Source organism: Thalassobacter sp. HA4-2 (assembly GCF_055693705.1).
The window spans coordinates 1,388,112-1,408,145 of record NZ_JBVFUK010000001.1; the positions used below are offsets into that span (position 1 = coordinate 1,388,112).

Annotated in this window: 22 protein-coding genes, 1 tRNA gene and 1 pseudogene; 9 read left to right on the forward strand and 15 right to left on the reverse strand. The window is 63.1% G+C overall.

Annotated features, from left to right (window positions below; all coding sequences use genetic code 11):
• Positions 1-182: 182 nt before the first annotated feature.
• Positions 183-1,205, reverse strand: a complete 1,023-nt coding sequence (gene ilvC, locus ACZ1G0_RS07055; protein WP_472736298.1) for a ketol-acid reductoisomerase — start codon at positions 1,203-1,205, stop codon at positions 183-185.
• 132 nt (positions 1,206-1,337) lie between these two features.
• Here ilvC and ACZ1G0_RS07060 point away from each other — a divergent pair, with 132 nt between their 5' ends.
• From ACZ1G0_RS07060 to ACZ1G0_RS07075, 4 genes are all read left to right on the forward strand, one after another.
• Positions 1,338-1,793 carry an Lrp/AsnC family transcriptional regulator gene (locus ACZ1G0_RS07060; RefSeq protein ID WP_472736299.1) on the forward strand — a complete coding sequence of 152 codons (456 nt, stop codon included), beginning with the start codon at positions 1,338-1,340 and terminating at the stop codon, positions 1,791-1,793.
• Positions 1,790-2,260, forward strand: coding sequence for an Lrp/AsnC family transcriptional regulator (locus tag ACZ1G0_RS07065; protein WP_472736300.1), 471 nt, complete (start codon positions 1,790-1,792; stop codon positions 2,258-2,260). The genes ACZ1G0_RS07060 and ACZ1G0_RS07065 overlap by 4 nt, the downstream gene beginning before the upstream one ends.
• 54 nt (positions 2,261-2,314) lie before the next feature.
• Positions 2,315-2,557, forward strand: a complete 243-nt coding sequence (locus tag ACZ1G0_RS07070; protein ID WP_472736301.1) for a NirD/YgiW/YdeI family stress tolerance protein — start codon at positions 2,315-2,317, stop codon at positions 2,555-2,557.
• A 227-nt stretch (positions 2,558-2,784) separates the two neighbouring features.
• Positions 2,785-3,930 carry an aminotransferase class V-fold PLP-dependent enzyme gene (locus ACZ1G0_RS07075; RefSeq protein WP_472736302.1) on the forward strand — a complete coding sequence of 382 codons (1,146 nt, stop codon included), beginning with the start codon at positions 2,785-2,787 and terminating at the stop codon, positions 3,928-3,930.
• Here the strand turns inward: ACZ1G0_RS07075 and ACZ1G0_RS07080 are convergent.
• Both ACZ1G0_RS07080 and ACZ1G0_RS07085 read right to left on the reverse strand, forming a co-directional pair.
• Positions 3,927-5,105, reverse strand: a complete 1,179-nt coding sequence (locus ACZ1G0_RS07080) for a UbiH/UbiF family hydroxylase (protein ID WP_472736303.1) — start codon at positions 5,103-5,105, stop codon at positions 3,927-3,929. The genes ACZ1G0_RS07075 and ACZ1G0_RS07080 overlap by 4 nt on opposite strands.
• Positions 5,106-5,170: 65 nt before the next feature.
• Complete coding sequence (locus ACZ1G0_RS07085) at positions 5,171-5,821, reverse strand: pyrimidine 5'-nucleotidase (RefSeq protein WP_472736304.1); 651 nt, start codon at positions 5,819-5,821, stop codon at positions 5,171-5,173.
• Positions 5,822-5,922: 101 nt separating this feature from the next.
• Between ACZ1G0_RS07085 and ACZ1G0_RS07090 the strand changes: the two genes are divergently transcribed.
• The gene (locus tag ACZ1G0_RS07090) at positions 5,923-6,576 is read left to right on the forward strand and encodes a GntR family transcriptional regulator (protein WP_472736306.1); all 654 of its coding nucleotides are present in this window, start codon (positions 5,923-5,925) and stop codon (positions 6,574-6,576) included.
• On the opposite strand, the gene ACZ1G0_RS07095 is transcribed toward ACZ1G0_RS07090, so the two are convergent.
• Both ACZ1G0_RS07095 and carA read right to left on the reverse strand, forming a co-directional pair.
• On the reverse strand, positions 6,557-8,449 hold the full coding sequence (locus ACZ1G0_RS07095) for a glycosyltransferase (RefSeq protein ID WP_472736307.1): 1,893 nt from the start codon (positions 8,447-8,449) through the stop codon (positions 6,557-6,559). The two genes, ACZ1G0_RS07090 and ACZ1G0_RS07095, sit on opposite strands and share 20 nt — an antisense overlap.
• Before the next feature lie 179 nt (positions 8,450-8,628).
• A complete protein-coding gene (gene carA / locus ACZ1G0_RS07100; protein ID WP_472736308.1) occupies positions 8,629-9,786 on the reverse strand; it encodes a glutamine-hydrolyzing carbamoyl-phosphate synthase small subunit in 1,158 nt (385 codons plus the stop codon).
• A 151-nt stretch (positions 9,787-9,937) separates the two neighbouring features.
• Here carA and ACZ1G0_RS07105 point away from each other — a divergent pair, with 151 nt between their 5' ends.
• Positions 9,938-10,390 (forward strand): GatB/YqeY domain-containing protein, encoded by a 453-nt coding sequence (locus tag ACZ1G0_RS07105; RefSeq protein WP_472736309.1) that lies wholly within the window; start codon positions 9,938-9,940, stop codon positions 10,388-10,390.
• A gap of 59 nt (positions 10,391-10,449) precedes the next feature.
• Here ACZ1G0_RS07105 and ACZ1G0_RS07110 read toward each other — a convergent pair whose 3' ends face one another.
• From ACZ1G0_RS07110 to lipB, 8 genes and pseudogenes are all read right to left on the reverse strand, one after another.
• Entirely contained in the window at positions 10,450-10,617 is a 168-nt protein-coding gene (locus ACZ1G0_RS07110; RefSeq protein ID WP_472736310.1) for a hypothetical protein, read from the reverse strand.
• A 120-nt stretch (positions 10,618-10,737) separates the two neighbouring features.
• The gene (locus tag ACZ1G0_RS07115; protein ID WP_472736311.1) at positions 10,738-11,760 is read right to left on the reverse strand and encodes a helix-turn-helix domain-containing protein; all 1,023 of its coding nucleotides are present in this window, start codon (positions 11,758-11,760) and stop codon (positions 10,738-10,740) included.
• A gap of 104 nt (positions 11,761-11,864) precedes the next feature.
• The gene (locus tag ACZ1G0_RS07120) at positions 11,865-12,392 is read right to left on the reverse strand and encodes a DUF2244 domain-containing protein (RefSeq protein ID WP_472736312.1); all 528 of its coding nucleotides are present in this window, start codon (positions 12,390-12,392) and stop codon (positions 11,865-11,867) included.
• A gap of 10 nt (positions 12,393-12,402) precedes the next feature.
• A complete protein-coding gene (locus tag ACZ1G0_RS07125) occupies positions 12,403-14,073 on the reverse strand; it encodes a cytochrome c oxidase subunit I (RefSeq protein WP_472736313.1) in 1,671 nt (556 codons plus the stop codon).
• Positions 14,074-14,342: 269 nt separating this feature from the next.
• Positions 14,343-14,960 (reverse strand): hypothetical protein, encoded by a 618-nt coding sequence (locus ACZ1G0_RS07130; protein WP_472736314.1) that lies wholly within the window; start codon positions 14,958-14,960, stop codon positions 14,343-14,345.
• A 189-nt stretch (positions 14,961-15,149) separates the two neighbouring features.
• Positions 15,150-15,686, reverse strand: coding sequence for a hypothetical protein (locus tag ACZ1G0_RS07135; protein WP_472736315.1), 537 nt, complete (start codon positions 15,684-15,686; stop codon positions 15,150-15,152).
• A 187-nt stretch (positions 15,687-15,873) separates the two neighbouring features.
• Entirely contained in the window at positions 15,874-16,404 is a 531-nt protein-coding gene (locus ACZ1G0_RS07140) for a hypothetical protein (protein ID WP_472736316.1), read from the reverse strand.
• A gap of 154 nt (positions 16,405-16,558) precedes the next feature.
• Positions 16,559-17,210 (reverse strand): annotated as a pseudogene (gene lipB / locus ACZ1G0_RS07145) (lipoyl(octanoyl) transferase LipB).
• Positions 17,211-17,355: 145 nt separating this feature from the next.
• Between lipB and ACZ1G0_RS07150 the strand changes: the two are divergent.
• From ACZ1G0_RS07150 to ACZ1G0_RS07160, 3 genes are all read left to right on the forward strand, one after another.
• A complete protein-coding gene (locus ACZ1G0_RS07150; protein WP_472736317.1) occupies positions 17,356-18,030 on the forward strand; it encodes a peptidoglycan-binding domain-containing protein in 675 nt (224 codons plus the stop codon).
• A gap of 75 nt (positions 18,031-18,105) precedes the next feature.
• Positions 18,106-19,005 carry a hypothetical protein gene (locus ACZ1G0_RS07155; RefSeq protein WP_472736318.1) on the forward strand — a complete coding sequence of 300 codons (900 nt, stop codon included), beginning with the start codon at positions 18,106-18,108 and terminating at the stop codon, positions 19,003-19,005.
• Positions 19,006-19,106: 101 nt separating this feature from the next.
• Positions 19,107-19,193: transfer RNA gene (locus tag ACZ1G0_RS07160), tRNA-Leu, on the forward strand.
• A gap of 13 nt (positions 19,194-19,206) precedes the next feature.
• On the opposite strand, the gene ACZ1G0_RS07165 is transcribed toward ACZ1G0_RS07160, so the two are convergent.
• A complete protein-coding gene (locus tag ACZ1G0_RS07165) occupies positions 19,207-19,623 on the reverse strand; it encodes a hypothetical protein (protein WP_472736319.1) in 417 nt (138 codons plus the stop codon).
• The gene (locus ACZ1G0_RS07170) at positions 19,623-20,006 is read right to left on the reverse strand and encodes a hypothetical protein (RefSeq protein ID WP_472736320.1); all 384 of its coding nucleotides are present in this window, start codon (positions 20,004-20,006) and stop codon (positions 19,623-19,625) included. The genes ACZ1G0_RS07165 and ACZ1G0_RS07170 overlap by 1 nt, the downstream gene beginning before the upstream one ends.
• Between the last annotated feature and the right edge of the window lie 28 nt (positions 20,007-20,034).

Genomic DNA, 20,034 nt, shown 5'->3' on the forward strand with positions numbered 1-20,034 from the left:
GCGTGTTGCCTATACCTGCCCGAGGGCGCGGACCAGTGGGTCATCTTGCGTTTCTTTGATCTGTACCATCGAGCTGTCGTGGACTTGGGGTGAGGCTTGAAAAAATTAGCCATGGAAAAGGGCGCCCCGAGGGGCGCCCAAAGTGCGGTGGGACAAGTCCCACCCTACGGTGTGTCCCGCGCTTAGTTGCGGGATTTATCGACCATTTTGCCGTCGGAAATCCAAGGCATCATGCCGCGCAGGGTTTCGCCTGTGGCTTCGATCTGGTGCTCGTCGTTGATGCGGCGGGTGCCTTTGAAGAACGGTTGACCCACGGCGTTTTCCTGCATGAAGTCACGCACGAACTTGCCGGTCTGGATGTCGGTCAGAACCGCCTTCATCCGCGCCTTTGTCTCGTCGTAGGGCAGGATGCGGGGGCCGGAGACATATTCGCCGTATTCAGCCGTGTTGGAGATCGAGTAGTTCATGTTCGCGATGCCGCCCTCGTAGATCAGGTCCACGATCAGCTTCACTTCGTGCAGACATTCGAAATAGGCCATCTCGGGGGCATAACCCGCCTCGACCAGCGTCTCGAAGCCCATGCGGATCAACTCGACCAGACCACCGCACAGAACGGCCTGTTCGCCGAACAGGTCGGTTTCGCATTCCTCGCGGAAGTTCGTTTCGATGATGCCGGAACGACCACCACCGATGGCGGAACAATAGGACAGTCCGATTTCCAGCGCGCGGCCGGAGGCGTTGTTATCAACAGCGACCAAGCAGGGCACGCCGCCGCCTTTGGTGTATTCGCCGCGCACGGTGTGGCCGGGGCCCTTGGGGGCCATCATGATGACGTCGACACCGGGCTTGGGTTCGATCAGGCCGAAGTGCACGTTCAACCCGTGGGCGAAGGCAATGGCCGCCCCTTCACGAATGTTGTCGTGGACGTACTTCTTGTAGGTTTCGGCCTGCAATTCGTCGGGCATGGTGAACATGATGACATCGGCCCAAGCGGCAGCCTCGGCAATGCCCATGACGGTCAGGCCTTCGCCTTCGGCTTTGGCGCGGGAGGGGGAGCCTTCGCGCAGGGCCACAACAAGGTTCTTGGCGCCGGAATCGCGCAGGTTCAGCGCATGGGCGTGGCCTTGGGAACCATAGCCCAGAATGGCCACGTTCATGTCTTTGATCAGGTTCACATCGCAGTCGCGATCGTAGTAAACGCGCATTGGGTCTCTCCACATTGAGGTATGATGCGCTCTTATGGGATGCGGTGGTTCGTGGTGCGAGGGTTAAAATGGGTATTTTTAACCCAATGAAGACGGCTTTTATTCGTCGTTGATTCTGTTATGTGTGTTTTTATGCTTGATGACTTGGACAGACGACTGCTGCGACAGCTACAGGCCGACCCCGAGGCCCCCTTGGTGGAGTTGGCGGAGCGATGCAGCGTCGCACCGGCGCGTGCGGGGCGCAGGTTGGATCGATTGCGCGATCAGGGCGTGTTGCGGGGTCAGCGCGCTGTGATCGACTGGGTGGCCCTTGGATTTGCGGTCGAGGTGTCGCTGCGGTTCACACTGGACAAGACCGATGCCCGCGCCTTTGAAGCCTTTCTGGCCGAGGCGCGCAAAATTCCCGAGGTTCTGGCCGTCCAGACGTTTCTAGGCCGCGTGGACGTGCGCCTGTCCCTCGTCGCGCGGGACATGGCCGATTATCAGCGGATCTACCGCACACGCGTTCTGACGCTGCCCCATATCGCGGACATCGAGGCGCTGATGCATGTGGCCACCATCAAATCCCAAGAGGCGCTGCCCCTATGACGTGGGACGCCACAGACTTCGCCATCCTGCGCGCCTTGGCCGAGGATGCCACCCGCGGGGCAGGGGCCGTGGGGCAGATCGTGGGCCTGTCGCAACCGGCCACATGGCGGCGGATCAAGCGATTGACCGAGGCGGGGGTGATCACAGGCCGGCGCGTGGCGCTGGATGCGGAAAAGCTGGGCTTTGGGGTCACGGTGTTTCTGGGGGTCAAACTGGCCACCAAGGGACGCGTCAGCCTGGAGGATTTCGAGCGCGCCTGCACCGCCATTCCCGAAGTACAGACCGTACAGCATGTGCTGGGCCTCTATGACTACCGCCTGCGGGTCGTGGCCCGCGATATCGCTGATTTCGAGCGGGTGCTCCGCCGCCGGGTGATGACCCTGCCCGGGGTCGGCAACGTGGAGGCGAACGTTCTGATGAGCGAAGAACGGCTGACGGGGCCTCTGTCGGTTGAAGGGGGTCATTGAACGTCAAGTCATACTTTCTACCTATCACGGGTGAAATCGTGAAAGGCTTGATCTATGAAAATGTTTCTGCTTGCAGCGGCCCTCGTGGCCGCGTCCCTTCCGGCTGGGGCGCAATACGTCGGACCTTCGGCGGCGGAGGCGGCGGCCACAGTGGAGGATGCCGCCAGCTTTCTGCCCGGTCGCTATCTGACGGTCGAGGGCCGTTTGGTGCAGCATCTGGGCGAGGATTATTACCTGTTGCAAGACGACACGGGCCAAATCCGCGTCGAAATCCCGGCCTCCGCCTTCCGCGGTTAGCGCGTGGGCGAGACGCAGTGGGTGCGCCTCGATGTCGTGGTGGATCTCGGTCTGCGCGGTCGCGACCTTTGGGCGCGGTCCCTGTCGTTGATTTAGGCGGACGCCATCGGGCGCGGTTGTTTCCGATCGGCACGCGCACGGCCTTGGTTTGGGCGTGATCCGTGCAAATAGGTTTTGCATGGCCGACGTTCGTGTCCTAAGCCCTTTGGCAAAGAGGAGGAACGACCATGGCAGCCTTGCTTGACACGATAGACCCGGACGGCCTGGAGGAGTTCTCGGTCGTGTTTACCGACCGCTCGCTCAATTCCATGAGCCAAGCCTTTCAAGGTGTGATGACCGATATCTCGGGCATGCTGAAGGACGTTTACAAGGCCGACCACGTGGCCCTCATCCCCGGGGGCGGCACCTTCGGGATGGAGGCTGTAGCCCGTCAACTGGGCACCGATGCCCGCGCGCTGGTCGTGCGCAATGGCTGGTTCTCGTACCGCTGGTCGCAGATTTTCGAGACAGGCACCTTCACCAAGGATTGCACGGTGATCAAGGCACGGACGCAAGGCAACGACCCCCAGTCGCCCTTTGCACCCGCCCCGATCGACGAGGTGGTCGCGCGGATTCATGACGAAAAACCAGACGTGGTTTTCGCGCCCCATGTGGAAACCAGTGCGGGGGTGATCCTGCCCGACGACTACATCACGGCACTGGCCGAGGCGGCCCATGCGGTGGGCGGACTGATGGTGCTGGACTGTATCGCCTCCGGCTGCGCTTGGGTCGATATGCGCGCCACGGGCGTGGATGTCCTGATCTCTGCCCCGCAAAAGGGCTGGTCTGCCCAACCCTGCGCGGGTCTGGTGATGATGTCGGACCGGGCGCGCACCCGGGTGATGGAGACGAACAGTACCTCCTTTGCCATTGATCTGAAAAAGTGGCTCCAGATCATGGAAACCTACGAAGGGGGCGGCCACGCCTATCACGCGACCATGCCCACGGATGCCCTGCGCGTTTTCCGGGACACAATGATCGAGACGCGGGACTACGGGTTTGACCGGCTGAAGGAGGCCCAATTGGCCTTGGGCAATGCCGTCCGCGCCGATCTGGCCGCGCGCGGTGTTCGTTCCGTGGCGGCCGAGGGTTTTGGCGCGCCGGGCGTGGTGGTCAGCTACACCGACGATCCCGAAATCCAGTCGGGCCGGGCGTTCATGGCCCAGGGCATGCAGATTGCGGCAGGTGTGCCGTTGCAGTGCGACGAGCCCCAGGGCTTTGCCACCTTCCGGCTTGGCCTGTTTGGGCTGGATAAACTCTACGACGTAGAGGGCACATTGACCCGCCTGCGCCGGGGTTTGGATGCGGTGATCCCCGCGCCGGCCGACGCCTAGGACGCCCCTAGGCCCGCATGCATCAAGGCACGCCGTACCGGCGGCGTGTCGTGCAGCAGCTTGACCCCCACGGACCGCAACGCCTGCACCACGGCGCCCCCAGCCATGGAGGTGCGGTTGAGCAGTTTGATCCCCTCGACCCGCGCCAGCACGTCCGCATAGCGCTTGCGGTGATAGGCGCGCAGCATGTCGGCGCTGCCGAGCCCGTGTTGGCCCGACAGATCCATCAGGACCCGCAGGTCCGCCAGTGACATGTTCAGGCCCTGCGCGCCGATGGGGGGCACCACATGGGCGGCCTCTGCGATCAGGGCGGTCCGCTCCGCCTCGAACCGGTCAGCGATCTGGCTGATGATGGGCCAGGCGGTCAGGCGGCTGGCTTGGGTCAGGTGACCGAAGATCCCGGCAGACCGGTCATTGAGTTCCGCCTCGAAGTCCGCCGCGCTTAGGGTCAAGCGGCGTTTGACCTCTGCGGAATGATCCATCCAGACAATCGCGCTGCGGTGCTGGCCGTCGCGGTCCGGCAAGGGCACAAGGGTGAACGGCCCGCCGGAGCGGTGCACCTCGGTGCTGACGTTGTTGTGCGGTGTCTCGTGGTTTACGGCAAAGGCCAGCGCCATCTGCCCATAGCGCGTGGTGCGCACCCCGATCCCGGCCTGTTCGCGCACGGGGCTGTTGCGGCCATCTGCGGCCACGACCAGTTGCGCGGTGACCTGCGTACCGTCGGACAGGGACACGCGCGCCTCGGACGTGCGGGTCCGCACACGGGCGGTGGCCGTGCCGGGGCGAAAGTCGACGTTGGGCAGCCCCGCCAAACGGTTCAGCAACTCGCGCCGCAACAGCCAGTTGGGCAGGTTCCAGCCAAAGGGCGCGTCGCCAATGTCGGCGCTGTTGAAATCCCGCGACACATGGGTGCCAGAGGCATCTACGATCCGCATGACGTGCAGGGGGGCCGCGTGGGGGGCGTAGTGGTCCCAGACGCCCGCCGCCTCCAGCAGGTCGCGGGCCGGTTGCAGAAACGCCGTGGTGCGCAGGTCAGACCCGTCCGTGCCCTCGTCCGTGATGGGCGGGGCCGGGTCCACGCAGATGACGTCATATCCGCGCGTGCCCAAGGCGGCTGCAGCGGTCAGGCCCGCGATGCCACCGCCGGAAATCAGGATATCGGTTGTGTGTCGCATATGCGCCTCCGTGCTTGAGGGAAAAGTAGGGCGCGGGCCCGTGCCCGTCCAAGCGACACTATGCCCTAGCCCGTCACCTCGCCCAGAAAGGCGGTTAGATCGTCGGTATGGTGATGGATGTGATCGGCGGCCAGGGGTGTGGGGGCGACGTGGACCGTGCGCAGGCCCATGGCGTGGGGGACGGCCAGATTGCGCGGCTCATCCTCGAACATCGCGGCGCGGGTCGGGTCTAGGCCGTCGCGTGCGAACACGCGGTCAAAGGCGGCGCGGGCAGGTTTGGGGTGGTAATCCGCATGTTCCACCCCGTAGATCGCGTCGAACATGGCGGCGTCGATGCCCCGGGCGCGCAGGACATCGCGGGCATAAGGGGCCGATCCGTTGGTGTAGATGATCCGGCGCCCGGGCAGGGCGGCCACGCGCGCGGCCAGAACCGGGTCCGGGGTCAACACCGTGAAGTCGATGTCGTGCACGTCGGCCATGAACGCCTCGGCGTCCACATGGTGCTCGGCCATCAGGCCTGCCAGTGTGGTGCCGTGGGTCTGCCAGTAGTGCAGGCGCAGGCGGTCCGCCTCGGCCCGGTCCACCTGCAGCGCGTCCATGACCCAGTTGACCATCCGGGCTTCGATCTGGTCAAAAAGCGCCATGTGGGGCGGGTAGAGCGTGTTGTCGAGGTCGAACACCCAAGTGTCCACGTGCGAGAAATGGTGTGCTGTCATGGCATCGTGCGTAGCGGTGCGGTCCGACAAGGGCAAGGCGGTGCTTGATTGCAAGCCATGTGTCAGACTAAGTTGACAGTAAAGGTGTCGAAGGATGGAATATGCTTGAACGAACGCAGCAAAAAGATGCCTACGGGCTGATCCTTGATGCTATTGATCGCGGGATCTATCGCCCCGGTGACCGTCTGGTCGAAAGCGAGTTGGCGGATCGGTTCGGCGTGTCGCGCACCCCGATCCGGGAGGCGTTGCAGCGGTTGGAAACCCAGTCTCTTCTGTCGCGCGACGGACGGTCCCTGATCGTCGCCTCCCTCAACCACGACCAGATCGCTGAACTCTACACCGTGCGCACAGAACTGGAGGCGCTGGCCGCCAAGCTGGCCGCACAGCACGCCGCTGTCGAAGAGATCAAGGTCTTAGCCAAGATGGTCGAAGAAGACCACGCCCTGTTGAACAATCCCAAGGCCCTGAGCCGTGCGAACCGGCGTTTCCATACCCAAATCCACTTGGCCAGCCACAACCGCTATCTCGTGCAGCAGCTGGACCTTGTGCACCGATCCATGGCGCTGATGGCCACGACGTCTCTTGCGGCGGAAGGGCGGGGTATCATCGCGCTGGAAGAACACGCGCAGATCGTGGACGCCATTGCCAACCGGGACGGTGATCTGGCCGCCGAAGTCCTGCGCAACCACCTGAGCGTCGCCTTCGAGGTCCGCCTGCGAGAAGAAGCGATGAAGGTCATGGGGCCGGGCGGTTGATCCCCACGCGGGTCAGGGCGTCCATCCGCACCAAGGGTTGGTCAAAGGGCAAAACCGTTTGCGCCGGTAGTGGGTTTTGCTCTTCGCTGTCCACGCCCCCAAACGATCCATGGGCCGTTTTGTCCCAATAGTACGGTTTCACCACAGTCTCCAGCAGCGCCTTGATCATCGCGATCGTGGCCATGGGAAAGTAGACGAAAAGCAGCGGAACGGACGTGCGTAGGAACCGCAGATGCGGCGCGCGGCAGGCAAAGACCGGTAGCAGCAGTGTGACCAAAGCCGCCGCAAGAAAAACGATGCCCGCAACCACCGGACCCCAGCTTGGCAAAAAGGCCTGAACAGGATGCGGGACGCCAAAGGGGATGAGCGCCGTGCTCCACAAGAAAGGAGCCAGCAGAGAGTTCAGGATCGCCCCCATGAACATCAGTTGAAATCCCAACCAACGCTTAAGGCCGAGTTGTTGCAAAAGGCGCAAGGGCTGGCGATTGTGCACCTCCCACGTCAGAAAGTAGCCCTTGTTCCAGCGCGAGCGTTGTTTGATCCAAGGCCACGCGGCGGCGTTCGCTTCCTCCATGGTGGTGATGTCAATTACCTCGGTCCTATAGCCTGCGCGGTGCAGACGCAGGCCCAAATCGGCATCCTCGGTCACGTTGTGCGCATCCCATCCGCCGATCTCTTCCAGCGCGTGGCGACGGAAAAACAGGGTGGTCCCACCAAGGGGCACGGGCAGGCCAAAGCGTTCAATGGTCGGCAAGAACAGGCGGAACCATGCAGCATATTCCAGCGTAAAGCACCGCGCGATCCAGTTTTCGCGCGGGTTGTAGTAGTCGAGGCGACCTTGCAAGCACACGACCTCGTCCGGGGCGCGGGCAAAGCGGCGGACAACCATCTGGATCTGGTTGGCCTCGGGCGCGTCCTCGGCATCGTAGACACCGATGATGGAGCCGCGCGCAAAGTTGATGGCGTAGTTCATGGCGCGCGGCTTGGTCTGGGGCGATCCCGGCGGGACGAGGATGACGCGAAACCAACTGGGCATGTCGGCTACGGCAAGGGCGTCGCGGGTCACGCGATCCTCGGCCTCGACGATCAGACAGATGTCCAAAAGTTCTTTGGGGTAGTTCAGCTTGGCCATGCGCCGCACGAGGGACGCGGCAATGGTGGGTTCCTTGTACAGGGGCACGAGGATGGACACGATCGGCAGGGCGCCGGTCTGGACGACGTCGCGGGTGGTGACAAATCCATCTGGCGGGGCGCGTAGGTGGCTGACCAGAACAGCCGATTTGAACAATGTGTTGGCCGCCATAAGCGATATGGCCATCAGGGTCATCACACCGAACATCGCGGCAGGTGCCCATAGAAACGCCAGCACGAAGCCTGCCACGGCCACGGGCATCAGCCGTGCCATCGCGCGGTTGGGCCAGTCGCGGCACGACTGATCGAGGGGCACCTTCGCCTCGGCCTGTCGGGCCAGCGTGTCGCCATGCCCGCGCGCAATCGTATCCAGGACCGTCACCTCTGGCACCAAGGTGAACAGGACCTTGCCGCAGTTTGGGGGCAGGTGGGCTGCAATCTCTGCCATCCGTTGAGGGTTGGAGGTGGCAACGACCAGCATCTCGCCCAGACGCATCCAAGGCACGACCCTGAACTCCAGCGCCGTCTGCGCGTTAATCATACGGATCAGGTTGACGTCCCTGGGGGCCTCGGACGGGTCTGCAAAGCCGATCTCATACTGTCGGGAGAGCGCCCGCATCAGGGCCTGCTCTGTGACCCATTTGTTTGCCAACAGGATCTCACCCAGACGTACATTTTCGCGGGCTTGCAGGGCCAATGCCTTGGCCAGGTTACCCGCATCCACGGCGCGATCTTCGATCAAGAGTTGCCCCAACCGTGGCCGCCTGCGCCGCTTGGGCGCGGGTCGGGTGCGCGGCGATGGCTGGCAAGGCAGATCCACGGGATGGATCGGCCCTAGCGTTGGATGCAACGACGACATGATTCTCTCCGGTCTGATACCGGAGGGTCATCCGCGGGTGGTTAACAGTGCGTTAACAGAGCCTAAGCGGGCGTCTTTTGGGCGTCGATTGCAGCGCGAAAGTTGCGGAACAGGTAGTAGCTGTCTTGCGGGCCCGGCGACGCCTCGGGGTGGTACTGGACCGAAAACACAGGCCGCTCTGCCATGCGGATCCCACAGTTGGACCCGTCAAACAGCGACACATGGGTTTCCACGACCCCGTCCGGCAAGGACTGGCTGTCCACGGTAAACCCGTGGTTCATAGAGGTGATCTCAACCTTACCGGTGTCCAGATCCTTGACCGGGTGGTTCGCGCCGTGGTGGCCGTGGTTCATCTTGACCGTCTTGGCGCCAAGGGCCAACGCCAGCATTTGGTGCCCGAGGCAGATGCCGAACACCGGAATGCGCGTCCGCTCCAACACGCCTTGGATCATCGGCACGGCATAGGCGCCGGTGGCCGCCGGATCGCCCGGACCGTTGGACAGGAACACGCCGTCGGGGTTGTGGGACAGCACCTCGTCGGCGGTGGCAGAGGCGGGCAGGACGGTCACATCCAACCCGGCGGAGGCGAGGCAGCGTAGGATATTGCGTTTCGCACCATAGTCGATGGCCACAACGTGGGGGGCATCGCCCGTCCGCGTGCCGTAACCGTCGGGCCAGGACCAGCGCGTCTCGTCCCAGCGGTAGGATTGGGCGCAGGTGACGTCTTTGGCCAGATCGAGCCCCTCCAGGCCCTTGAAGGCGCGGGCCTTGGCCACCAGCGCCTCGATGTCAAAATTGCCCTCGGGGTCGTGGGCGATGGCCACATGGGGCGCGCCTTGCTGCCGGATGGCGCGGGTCAGGCGGCGGGTGTCCACCCCGCCGATGCCTATGCGCCCCTGCCGGGTCAGCCAGTCGTGCAGGTGGGCCGTGGCGCGCCAGTTCGACGGTTCTGTCGGGTCCCATTTGACGACCATGCCGTGGGCCACGGATTGCGCACTTTCGTGATCTTCATCCAGGGTTCCGGTGTTGCCGATGTGGGGAAAGGTGAAGGTGACGACCTGGCCCGCATAGGACGGGTCGGTCATGATTTCCTGATAGCCGGTCATGGCGGTGTTGAAACACAGCTCTGCCACTTCGACACCCGTGGCGCCAAACCCGCGCCCGTAAAACACTGTGCCATCGGCAAGGGCGAGGGCGGCGGTGGGGGGGACGTCTGACATGGGGCAGCTCCGGCAATGTGGCAAATCTTGTGTCGTGTAGGCGTCCGCGCTTGGGCGGTCAAGGCGGTGGCCGGGATTTGAGCGCCCGCTTGCCGCATGGCGCGCAGTGGACTATGTGCACGGTTCAGTGAAATCGCCCAAAGGGACCCCGATGGATATCCGTGACCGCCTGAATACGAACCTGAAAGACGCCATGCGCGCCAAGGATGCGACCCGCCTGTCCACCCTGCGCCTGATCAACGCCGCCCTCAAGGATCAAGATATTGCCCTGCGGGCCGAGGGCCGCGAAGTCGGTGAGCCCGAGGTGCTGGCCATCTTGGGCAAGATGGTCAAGCAGCGGCAGGAAAGTGCGCGCGCCTACGAGGAAGCGGGCCGTCTGGAACTGGCCGAGAATGAGCGGTCAGAGATCAAGGTGATCGAAGACTTCCTGCCCCGTCAGCTGTCTGACGAAGAGGTTGGCGCCGCCGTCGATGCCGCCATTGCCGAAGTGGGCGCAGACAGCATCCGCGACATGGGCAAGGTCATGGGCGTGCTGAAGGGCAAATACACGGGCCAGATGGATTTTGGCAGCGTCGGCCCACAGGTCAAAGCGCGCCTCAGCTAGGGGCGGTGCATGGACAAAGGGGCGCGCGGGGGCAACCTCGCGCGCCTCTTTTGCCTGGATCAGTTGCCGCTGGTGCGCGTCACTTGGCCCTTGGGGCACAGGGTCAGAAAGCCACAAAAGGTACCCGCCGTGGGGAAGTCTGTGGCCGTGGGCACCGTGCTGTTGGCCTGTGCGGCAAAGGCGGTCAGGCTCAGGGCGAGGGCGGCGATGGTCAGGGACTTGGTCATGGGGGTTCTCCGGTATCGGGTTGGTGTTGATGACCCCGATATGGCCGCCCCCATGGCCCCACGCGCGCCGATGTTCGAAATCGGCCCCTTGTTTTCAAATTCGGCGCGGTGTTTTCAAAATCAAGCGGTGCCGGTTTTGCGGAACTCTGTCGGGGACTGCCCGGTGATGTCCCGAAAGGCGCGGTTGAACGGCCCCAGAGAGGCAAAGCCCACGTCATAGGCAATCTCTAGCACTGTCTTTTCCACATAGGTCGGGTCGGTCAATTGCGCCTGCGCGGCTTCGATCCGGGCGCTGTTGATAAAACTGGCAAAGTTGCGGTGGCCCAACCCCTGGTTGATCGCCCGTCGCACACGGTGTTCCGGCGCGTCCACCGCCGTGGCCAGGGCGGCGACGGTCAACCCCTCTTGCCGCCAGATGCCCTCTGCCATGGCATTCTGTATGCGGGCGATCAGGGCGGCCTGCGCCGTCACGACCTCCGCCCGGGTGCGGTCGGCTGCGGGCTTTGGCACAATCTCTCCGGGCCAGCGACTGGTGTTCATCCGCAAGGCCCACAGTCCAAATGCCATGGCGCACAGCATCGTGCCCACGGACGACCAAAGCGCAGGCAGCAGAGCGTCCGCCACAAAGTTGGGTGTCGAGATCAGCGCTATGGTGATGGCAAAGACCCCGATGAAGGCCGCAAGGACCGGCCGGATCGCCCGCCGTGCCTCGATCAGGTCGCCTCGGCCCGAGGCAAGGATAAGAACGACCAGTGCTGCGAAGTGACACACTGCGATGGCCCGGGCTGGGACCACCATCGCCGGAAACACCGCTGCGGCCCAAATCCCGAAGGTCACGCACAGACCCGACATCAGCCAAGCAAGGCCCAGCTTGCGGCTGTCCAGAAACATCGTGATCAACAGCCATGTGACCGCAAAGGCATCGAGCGCGCCGACGGTGCGCAGTGTGGCGTGGCCCTGATCAGACAGCAGGTCGCCGCTTGGCAGATCGCCCCATAGGCGCGCCAAGGTCGTCAATGCGACAAGCGTCAATGCCCACTTGGCCTGCGCCTCCGCGCGTCCGACCCAAAACACGGCGCACAGCTGGATTAGCAAAATGCTGGCGGCTCCGCGTGCGGCGATATCGAGGGTGGCAAGGTCCATGGGCGGCTCCGATCCGTTGACCTTTGATATCATAGGCCCAGACGCGACATGCGCCGATTGTGAAAAAAGACGCGCCGATTTTGAAAACGGCGCGCCCTTGTGGGTCAGGGCAGGGCGGTGCAGCGGTTGAGCGCGGATTGCAGCAGTCCATGCAACTCTCGCCGTTCGGACGGGGTCAGAAAGCGGCCCAGCTCCACCTCGCGGTCGGAGCCTTTCAACGTCAGGTAATCCTCGACCGGTTTGGGGTGCAGGGCAAGGCGCACCCAATAGGGGTTGGCGGCCCATGTCTGGTCCGGGCTGCGCGGGTTGTGGCGGGTCACGTCAAGGCTGTCGCGGGTCAGGGTCAGCACTTCGCGCAGACGGCCGTCGGCCCACGACCGGTTCAGCATGACCCAGACCAGCGCCAGATCCAGCACCACAAAGATCAGGACGAACCAAAGTGCCGCTGTGCCCACGATGGCGATCAAAGGGATCAGGAATGCGCCAGAGGTGATGCCGATGAACCAGACAAAACCCCTTGGCGTCAGGGATTGGTGCGGGCGCAGTTCCAGCGCCAGCAGGGGTTCGGATGCAATTGGGGCCGCGGATTCCTCCGCGGCCCCAGTGCGATCCGTCAGGATCGTGATTGGCATGTGCCGCTCCCTAATGGCCCGGCTGCTTGTCCCACATGTCGCGGGTTGGCAGCTGTTCGAAGGTGTGCTCCGGGGGGTTAGGCAGGGTCCATTCCAGCGTATCGGCGTATTCACCCCAATAGCTTTCTTCCTCGACCTTGCGGCCCGCGATCAGCGTGTAGGCCACAACACCGATGAAGAACAGGAAGGACGCGAAGGACAGGAAGGCGCCCCAGCTCGATACGTAGTTCCAGTAAGCAAAAGCCTCGGGATAGTCGATGTAGCGGCGTGGCATCCCCTGACGACCCAGGAAGTGTTGTGGGAAGAAGGTGATGTTGGTGCCCACGAAGAACGTCCAGAAGTGCACCTTACCCGCCCATTCGGGGTACTGACGGCCCGACATCTTGCCGATCCAGTAGTAGATCCCGGCAAAGATCCCAAACACGGCCCCAAGGCTCATCACATAGTGGAAGTGTGCCACGACGTAGTAGGTGTCGTGATAGGCCCGGTCGATCCCCGCTTGCGACAGAACGATACCGGTCACACCGCCCACGGTGAACAGGAAGATGAAGCCCATGGCGAACAGCATCGGGGTTTTGAAGGTCACGGACCCGCCCCAGATGGTTGCGATCCAGCTAAAGATCTTCACACCCGTTGGCACAGCGATGATCATGGTGGCGATCATGAAATACGCCTGCTGTGTCAGGGACATGCCCACGGTGTACATGTGGTGGGCCCAGACCACGAACCCAAGCGCGCCGATGGCGACCATGGCATAGACCATGGGCAGGTAGCCAAAGATCGGCTTTTTCGAGAAGGTCGAGACGATGTGGCTGATGATACCGAAGGCGGGCAGGATCACGATGTAGACCTCGGGGTGCCCGAAGAACCACAGGATGTGCTGATACAGCACCGGATCGCCGCCGCCAGCGGGGTCAAAGAACGTCGTGCCGAAGTTCCGGTCTGTCAGCAGCATCGTGATGGCACCGGCCAGAACAGGCAGGGCCAGAAGGATCAGCCATGCGGTCACAAAGATCGACCACGCGAACAGAGGCACCTTGTGCAGCGTCATGCCGGGGGCGCGCATGTTCAGGAACGTCGTGATGATGTTGATCGCGCCCAGAATGGACGACGCACCGGACACGTGGACCGCAAAGATTGCGATATCCATGGACCAGCCGGTCTCGGTCGTGGACAGGGGCGGGTACAGCACCCAGCCCACACCGGACCCGGCCTGACCGTTCCCCCCGGGGACGAACACCGACATGATCGCCAGCGAGGTGCCCGCGAAATACAACCAGAAGGACAGGTTGTTCAGACGGGGGAACGCCATATCAGGCGCACCAATGTGCAATGGCATGAAGTAGTTGCCAAAGCCGCCGAACAACGCCGGGATCACCACGAAGAACATCATCAAGATGCCGTGGCCGGTGATCAGAACGTTCCACAGGTGGCCGTTCGGGGTACATTCGCCAGCCGCAGCAGCGGTCATGCGGGCCCCTTCAAGGCACATGTATTGTACGCCGGGCTCCATCAGCTCCAGGCGCATGTAGACGGTGAAGGCGACCGAGATGAACCCGGCGATGCCCGACACCAGCAGGTATAGAATGCCGATGTCTTTGTGGTTTGTGGACATGAACCAGCGGGTGAAAAACCCTGGGCGCTCATGCTCTTCGTGTCCCTGGATGGCTGCGTCGGCCATGGAATACTCCCGAGTTGTCTGTGTCTGTTTGTCGTCGTCGTTCTACGCGGAGTCACAATATCTTGCAGATTCCACGCACCTTATGGTCGGTGTTCTAACGATTGGGTTAAGCCGGGGCAATGATCTGCGACAAGATTGGCCGTGCAAAATGTCGCGGGTGTTGATCTGGATCAAGGACGTCAGCGCGATGGGGTGCCGCAAACGGATAACGCCGCGCTGATGTCAGCGCGGCGCGGGATGTTGCGTCCAAGTGCGCGGCGTGTGACGCCCTAATAGGCGACGCCGCGCTGGTTAGCCTCGTCAATATAAATGTCTAGCCAAATCTGTGCTTCCTCAGCCTGCAGATTGTATGTCCGCTGATAGTAGTCGCGTACGAGCGGATTTCCCAAGGCAAAGGCCGCACCCTCCGCACTTGGAACAGGCGACCCTTCGAACACGAACAAGGAGTAATCGGGCGCGTCCGGATCGAACTGTGACATTGCATTGTTCCAGCCGTCGCTAAGCTTCTTGGTGCTTTGAGCCGTGGCAGTGGCGCTTTCGATGTAGGTCTGTAGTGTGGTGTCAGAAGACCGCGCTTCTTTCAGCATCAAATCCAGCATGAGGGCCGAATGTTCCCTTGTCGCGCTATCGGCACTGTGGCCATTTGTGACCGCTTGCTTGACATGAAAGGCGTGCAGAACGTCCAATGCGTCAAACGAGGCAAACGCCGTGCGAATGATGCCGTCTTTGGACAATTCAGTGTCAATATCCGTGGATAGGTCTTTGACCCCGCTGGACACGACGCCCATCGTCGCCAGCCCAAGGCCAACAAGGGCCGCAGTCAAGACAACCCAGTCTACGGTCACGGCACCGGTGTCATCGGTGATGAAGGTGTGCTGTTGTGTCATTGAATAAACCTTGTGCGTTAACATCCTCTATCGGGCTAGCGGCAAATTCGGACCATCATGGGGCAAGAACGGGGTTAATCCGGGCCGCATGGGGCCGCCGTCACATCCGTTTGACACCAACAAACGGACACAAAAACCCGCGCAACGAAATTGCGCGGGTTGGTATCGAGACGCAGATGCGTGCGGGGCTTAGTTGCCGCGTTGGGCAGCCTCGTCTTCGAATACGCTGGCGCGTGCGTCCGCCAAAGCGGCGGCGTCTCCGAAAACAGCGCGGTCACGTTCGAGGTCTTCGGGGAAGTTCCAGGTTGGAAAGCCTGCTTCGCTGAAGGTTTCACCATCGGCATTGCCCAGTTCGTAGTCCGCTGCGATCGCTTCCCATTCATTGTAGGTTGCCAAGGCTTCGTCTGCCGCTTCACGCTCTGCCGCGATCTTGCTGGCAAGCTCCGCGTTGGTCATGCCGCGCGCTTGCGCTTGGATCAAGTCAAAGCTGCCCGCGGAGTCGCCGTTGAGGATGTCGGCGGTGCTTTGGCCGATGCCGGTGAAGGCGGTGCGGATGATGTTGTCTTTCATCATCTGGTCTTCGATGTCGCCCGACAGGTCTTCGACCCCGGTCGATACAACGGCCATAACGGCCAGCCCAAGGCCGACAAGGGCCGCAGTCAGGACGACCCAGTCCACGGTCACGGCGCCGGTGTCATCGGTGATAAAGGTATGGGAAGTGGTCATGGATAACCCTCCTGCACTTGGTTTCTCTATGCTCTAACGATAGCAGTGCAATCGGACCATAATGGGGCAAGAACAGGGTTAATTCGGGCCGCATGGGCCTCTGCCGTTTGACACCAACAAACGAACAGGAAAAACCCGCGCAACGAAATTGCGCGGGTCGGTATCGAGACGCAGATGCGTGCGGGGCTTAGTTCTGGCCGCGCTGGTTCTCTTCGTCCTGGAAGACGGCCACGGTGGCCGCTGCTGTGGCGGATGCGGTCTGGTAGGCCGTTTCTTGCGTGGTGAAGTCCGACGCGCTGGTGACATCGGTGTAGCCTGCGGTGTCGAGCGCGTCACGCTCGTCTGTGGTGATGTTGTCCCAATCCGCTGCGGCCAAGCCTTGGAAATCAGACAGCGTGGTCGCAGCCTCCGTTGCCTTGGTGGTTTCGGCTGTGATCCGGGCGGCCAGTTCGGCGTTGGTCAGGCCAAGCGCTTCGGAGGTCAGCGTGTCAAAACTGCCGCCCAGCGTGTCGGCGGTGCTTTGGCCGATGCCGGTAAAGGCGGTGCGGATGATGTTGTCTTTCATCATCTGGTCTTCGATGTCGCCAGACAGGTCTTCGACCCCGGTGGATACGACGGCCATGACGGCCAGTCCCAGACCAACGAGGGCTGCGGTCAGAACGACCCAGTCAACAGTGACGGCGCCGGATTCGGATTGGATAAAGCTCGTGGAGTTCATTTTTTTGTCCCTTGGTTAGCAATAGTGCTGGGGACAATAGAGCCTAAGAATAAAGACGAGGTTTCGGCTGATTTAAGGCAACATTGAGGCAATTTACCCAAGGTCACTTCACGTGACGCGACACAATGGCCTCGAATTTGGGTTTTGTCCACGCCTACAACGGCGGAAAATGACGTGGGAATGTCTCGGCCAAGGCCGCATCCAGATCGGCCATGGTCACGGGCAGGCCCAGATCCACAAGGCTGGTGACGCCGTGGCCTTGGATGCCGCAGGGCACGATGCCACTGAAATGCTCCAACTCCGGTTCCACGTTGATCGAGATGCCATGAAAGCTGACCCATTTGCGCATGCGGATGCCGATGGCGGCGATCTTGTCGTCGCGCGGGGTGCCGTCGGGCAGGGGGCTTGTCCGGGCGGGCGATCCAGACGCCCACGCGCCCGGGTTTGACCTCGCCGGTCAGGTTGAACTGCGCCAAGGTGTCGATGACCCAGCCCTCTAGGGCGATGACAAAGGCCCGCACGTCGCGGCCCCGCGCGCCCACGTCCAGCATGGTGTAGATCACCCGCTGCCCCGGCCCGTGGTAGGTGTACTGCCCGCCGCGCCGGGCCTTGTAGACCGGAAAGCGGTCGGGGTCGGTCAGATCCTTGGGCTCTGCCGAGGTGCCGGCGGTGTAAAGGGGAGGGTGTTCCACCAGCCAGACCTGTTCGGGGGCCGTGCCTGCCCGCACCGCCTCTGCCCGCGCCTCCATGGTGCGCAGGGCGAGGTCGTAGTCGGTCAGCCCGTCGGTGGTCGTCCATTCGGTCATGGCGTCGGTGTGCCCGTTGCGGCGGGCCATTTCAAGATGCGGCTTGGGCACACGGGGCGACAATCCGCGCGACGTGATTTTTCTGGACGGATACAATCACGGTGATAGGCTGGTTTTATTATTCTACATCTGGGGAGATGCATTCATGACAATTCGTATCAAAACTTTGGCTTTGGCGGTGTCCGCCAGCATGGCCGTCACACCCGTCATGGCGAACGATGGTCTTGTGGGCGGTATCATTGGCGGTGTGATCGGCGGCGTGATTGCCAACGGCGGCGCGCAAAAGCGCACCACCACCGTGCGCCGGTCCAGCGGTGTCAGCAGTGCCACGCGCGCCCAGAACCGCGAAGTGCAGACCGCGCTCAATTATTTTGGCTTTCCGGCTGGCACGCCCGATGGCGTTCTTGGCCGCCGGTCCCGCGAGGCGGTGTCCAGCTATCAGGCGTTCCTGTCCTTCCCGATTGACGGGACGCTCAACACCATGGAGCGGGATATTCTGCTGGGGGCCCATGCCCGCGCGATTTCCGGCGCGCCGGACACCATGCGTCTGATCTCCACCTCGCCCATCGGCCCCCGTGCGGCGCTGCAGGCGCAAAAGGACCTGATGCTGGGCACGACCACCGCCGCCGCCGGACGGACCGTGGGCTATCCGGGTCTGCCGCTGGAGGTCAGCCAGGCCGTGGACGAGATCGCCGCGTCGTCGGACCCCTCGCCCGAGCAATTGATGCAGCGGTCGGGGTTCATCCAACTGGCCGACCTGAACGGGGACGGGCGCAACGAATACATTCTTGACACCAGCTATTCCGGCTCGACCTTCTGATGCCGGGCCGATCGCCAGTGCCGGTCGTTGGTCTTTGTGTCTACGCCGCAAGGGTATTCGCGCAACGATCTGTTGATGGTCGATCCAACCCCTGCCAGCTTTGCCTGTATCCGTGACACCTGCACCACAGCCGGCACCCTGCCCAGCACGCAGCTGGCCGTGGCCCCGCAGGCGCAGCAACCGGCGGCCCCGGGTGGGACGGTGATGGCCTCGCAATCGGGTGTGGTTGCGCCCAGCTTTGCCTCAATCCCCACCTTCGGCGCCGCGACCGAAGCCCCCAAGGTCGAACTGGCCGCCATGTGCACCACCGCCCTTAGCCTTGCATCCAACCGGGGTGGATTGATCGTACAGGTCGGATCCGGCGCGCCCGCCGCGGCGCTGGCCGAACAGTTCTGTGTCGCCCGCGAGGGGGCCATGAACCTTGGCAACGCCGTGATGGCCCGTCTGCCCGGTGTGACGCCGGAACAGGTCTCGGCCCAATGCGCGGCCTTTGCCCCGGCGATGGAGCCGCTCTTGGCCGCCCTTGGCACCAAGCCCGCCGATGACGTCTACAACGAAGCGGCGGCCTTCATGGTCGGCACTGGCATGTCCGCCGATCAGCTGATGACCACCGCCGGGGTCTGCCTGAAATCGGGCTACGCGGAAAACAACATGGAGGTGGCCATGGGGTCGGCCCTGTTGATGGTCGCCCTGGGCTCCCAACCCCATTCGGAACTGCTGGGCCACCACTTGGCCGCAGGCTACGGCGTGCCCACCTCCAACGAGTTGGCGCAACAATGGTTCAGCCGCGCGCTGAGTGCCCTGAACACCGGCGCGCAGCCCGTCTTTGGGGCCGACATCGCCGCGCGCCCTGCCTTGCTGGATTGGGCCGCGAAGGGGGCGCTGAACACCGGCGCGGTTGTGCCCGTGCAGGGCGGCACCGTAGGGGGTGCGACGCCGCTGCCGACCTTCGGCGCTGTGCTGAACGCGCAATAACAAGCGGACCGGACGATGCGGCGGGCCCTTCGGGGCCCGTTTGCGTTTTTACGCTTGAGATTGCCCGAGGCCGGGGCTAAACCGCGCCCATGCCTTGGCTTGCGGTCGTGGCGGAATTGGTAGACGCGCAGCGTTGAGGTCGCTGTGAGGTAACACTCGTGGGGGTTCGAGTCCCCCCGACCGCACCACATCCCCCCAGATTTACGCCGTATGGAACGGCACGTTGCGCCGTCGCAGGGCGCGCGCCAGTGGCTTTGGCTTGGGCGTGCACAGGAACGGCAGGGCGTGGGTTGCGCCATCCTCGGCGTCCAGCCACAGGCAGGGCGGCAGCAAGGGGCGGCGCACAAGGGTGGCCCGGGTGATGGCGGACAGGGGCACGCGGCCCAACTCGCGCGCGCCCATGCCCCACCGCACGCACGACAGGGTCACGGTGCACCACGCGGGCGGCCGGAACGCCGCCTCCCACGCGGCGGGCAGGGTGGCCAACAGCAGCGGCAGGATGATCGCCCAATGCACCGACAGCGCCCATGCCCCGTACGCCAGCACCCCCCAGATCCACACCAGCAGCACCAGGATACGCGGGTGGCGGGGATCGTGGCGATGGCGCAGGGGCGGCATCAGTGAAACGAGAACAGGCTGCGCTTGGTGGTCACGCCCCGCGCGGTCAGCGCCTGTTCCAACACGTCCGCCTTGGGCAGGCAGGCGGGGGGCGGGCGCAGGCGCTGGCCGTCCACTGTGCGCAGGGTGAGCTTAAGCGAGAAATCCATGCGCAGGGTCAGGACCGCCTCGCCGATCTGATCCAGGGGCAGGCTGCGCGCACCCAGAGGGCTGTCCCACGACAGGGTGTCCTCGGTCAGTGTAAAAGTATAGTGCGCGCCTCTCCCGACCTCCCACGCAAGGGGCAGGGCCGCCAGCACGGGCAGGGCCGCGATCCACAGGGCGGCGCTGAACACCTGCCAAAGGACCACAGCGACCATGGCCAATGCGGCAAGCACCACCATGTTCGACGCCGATTGCGCCGACCAGCTG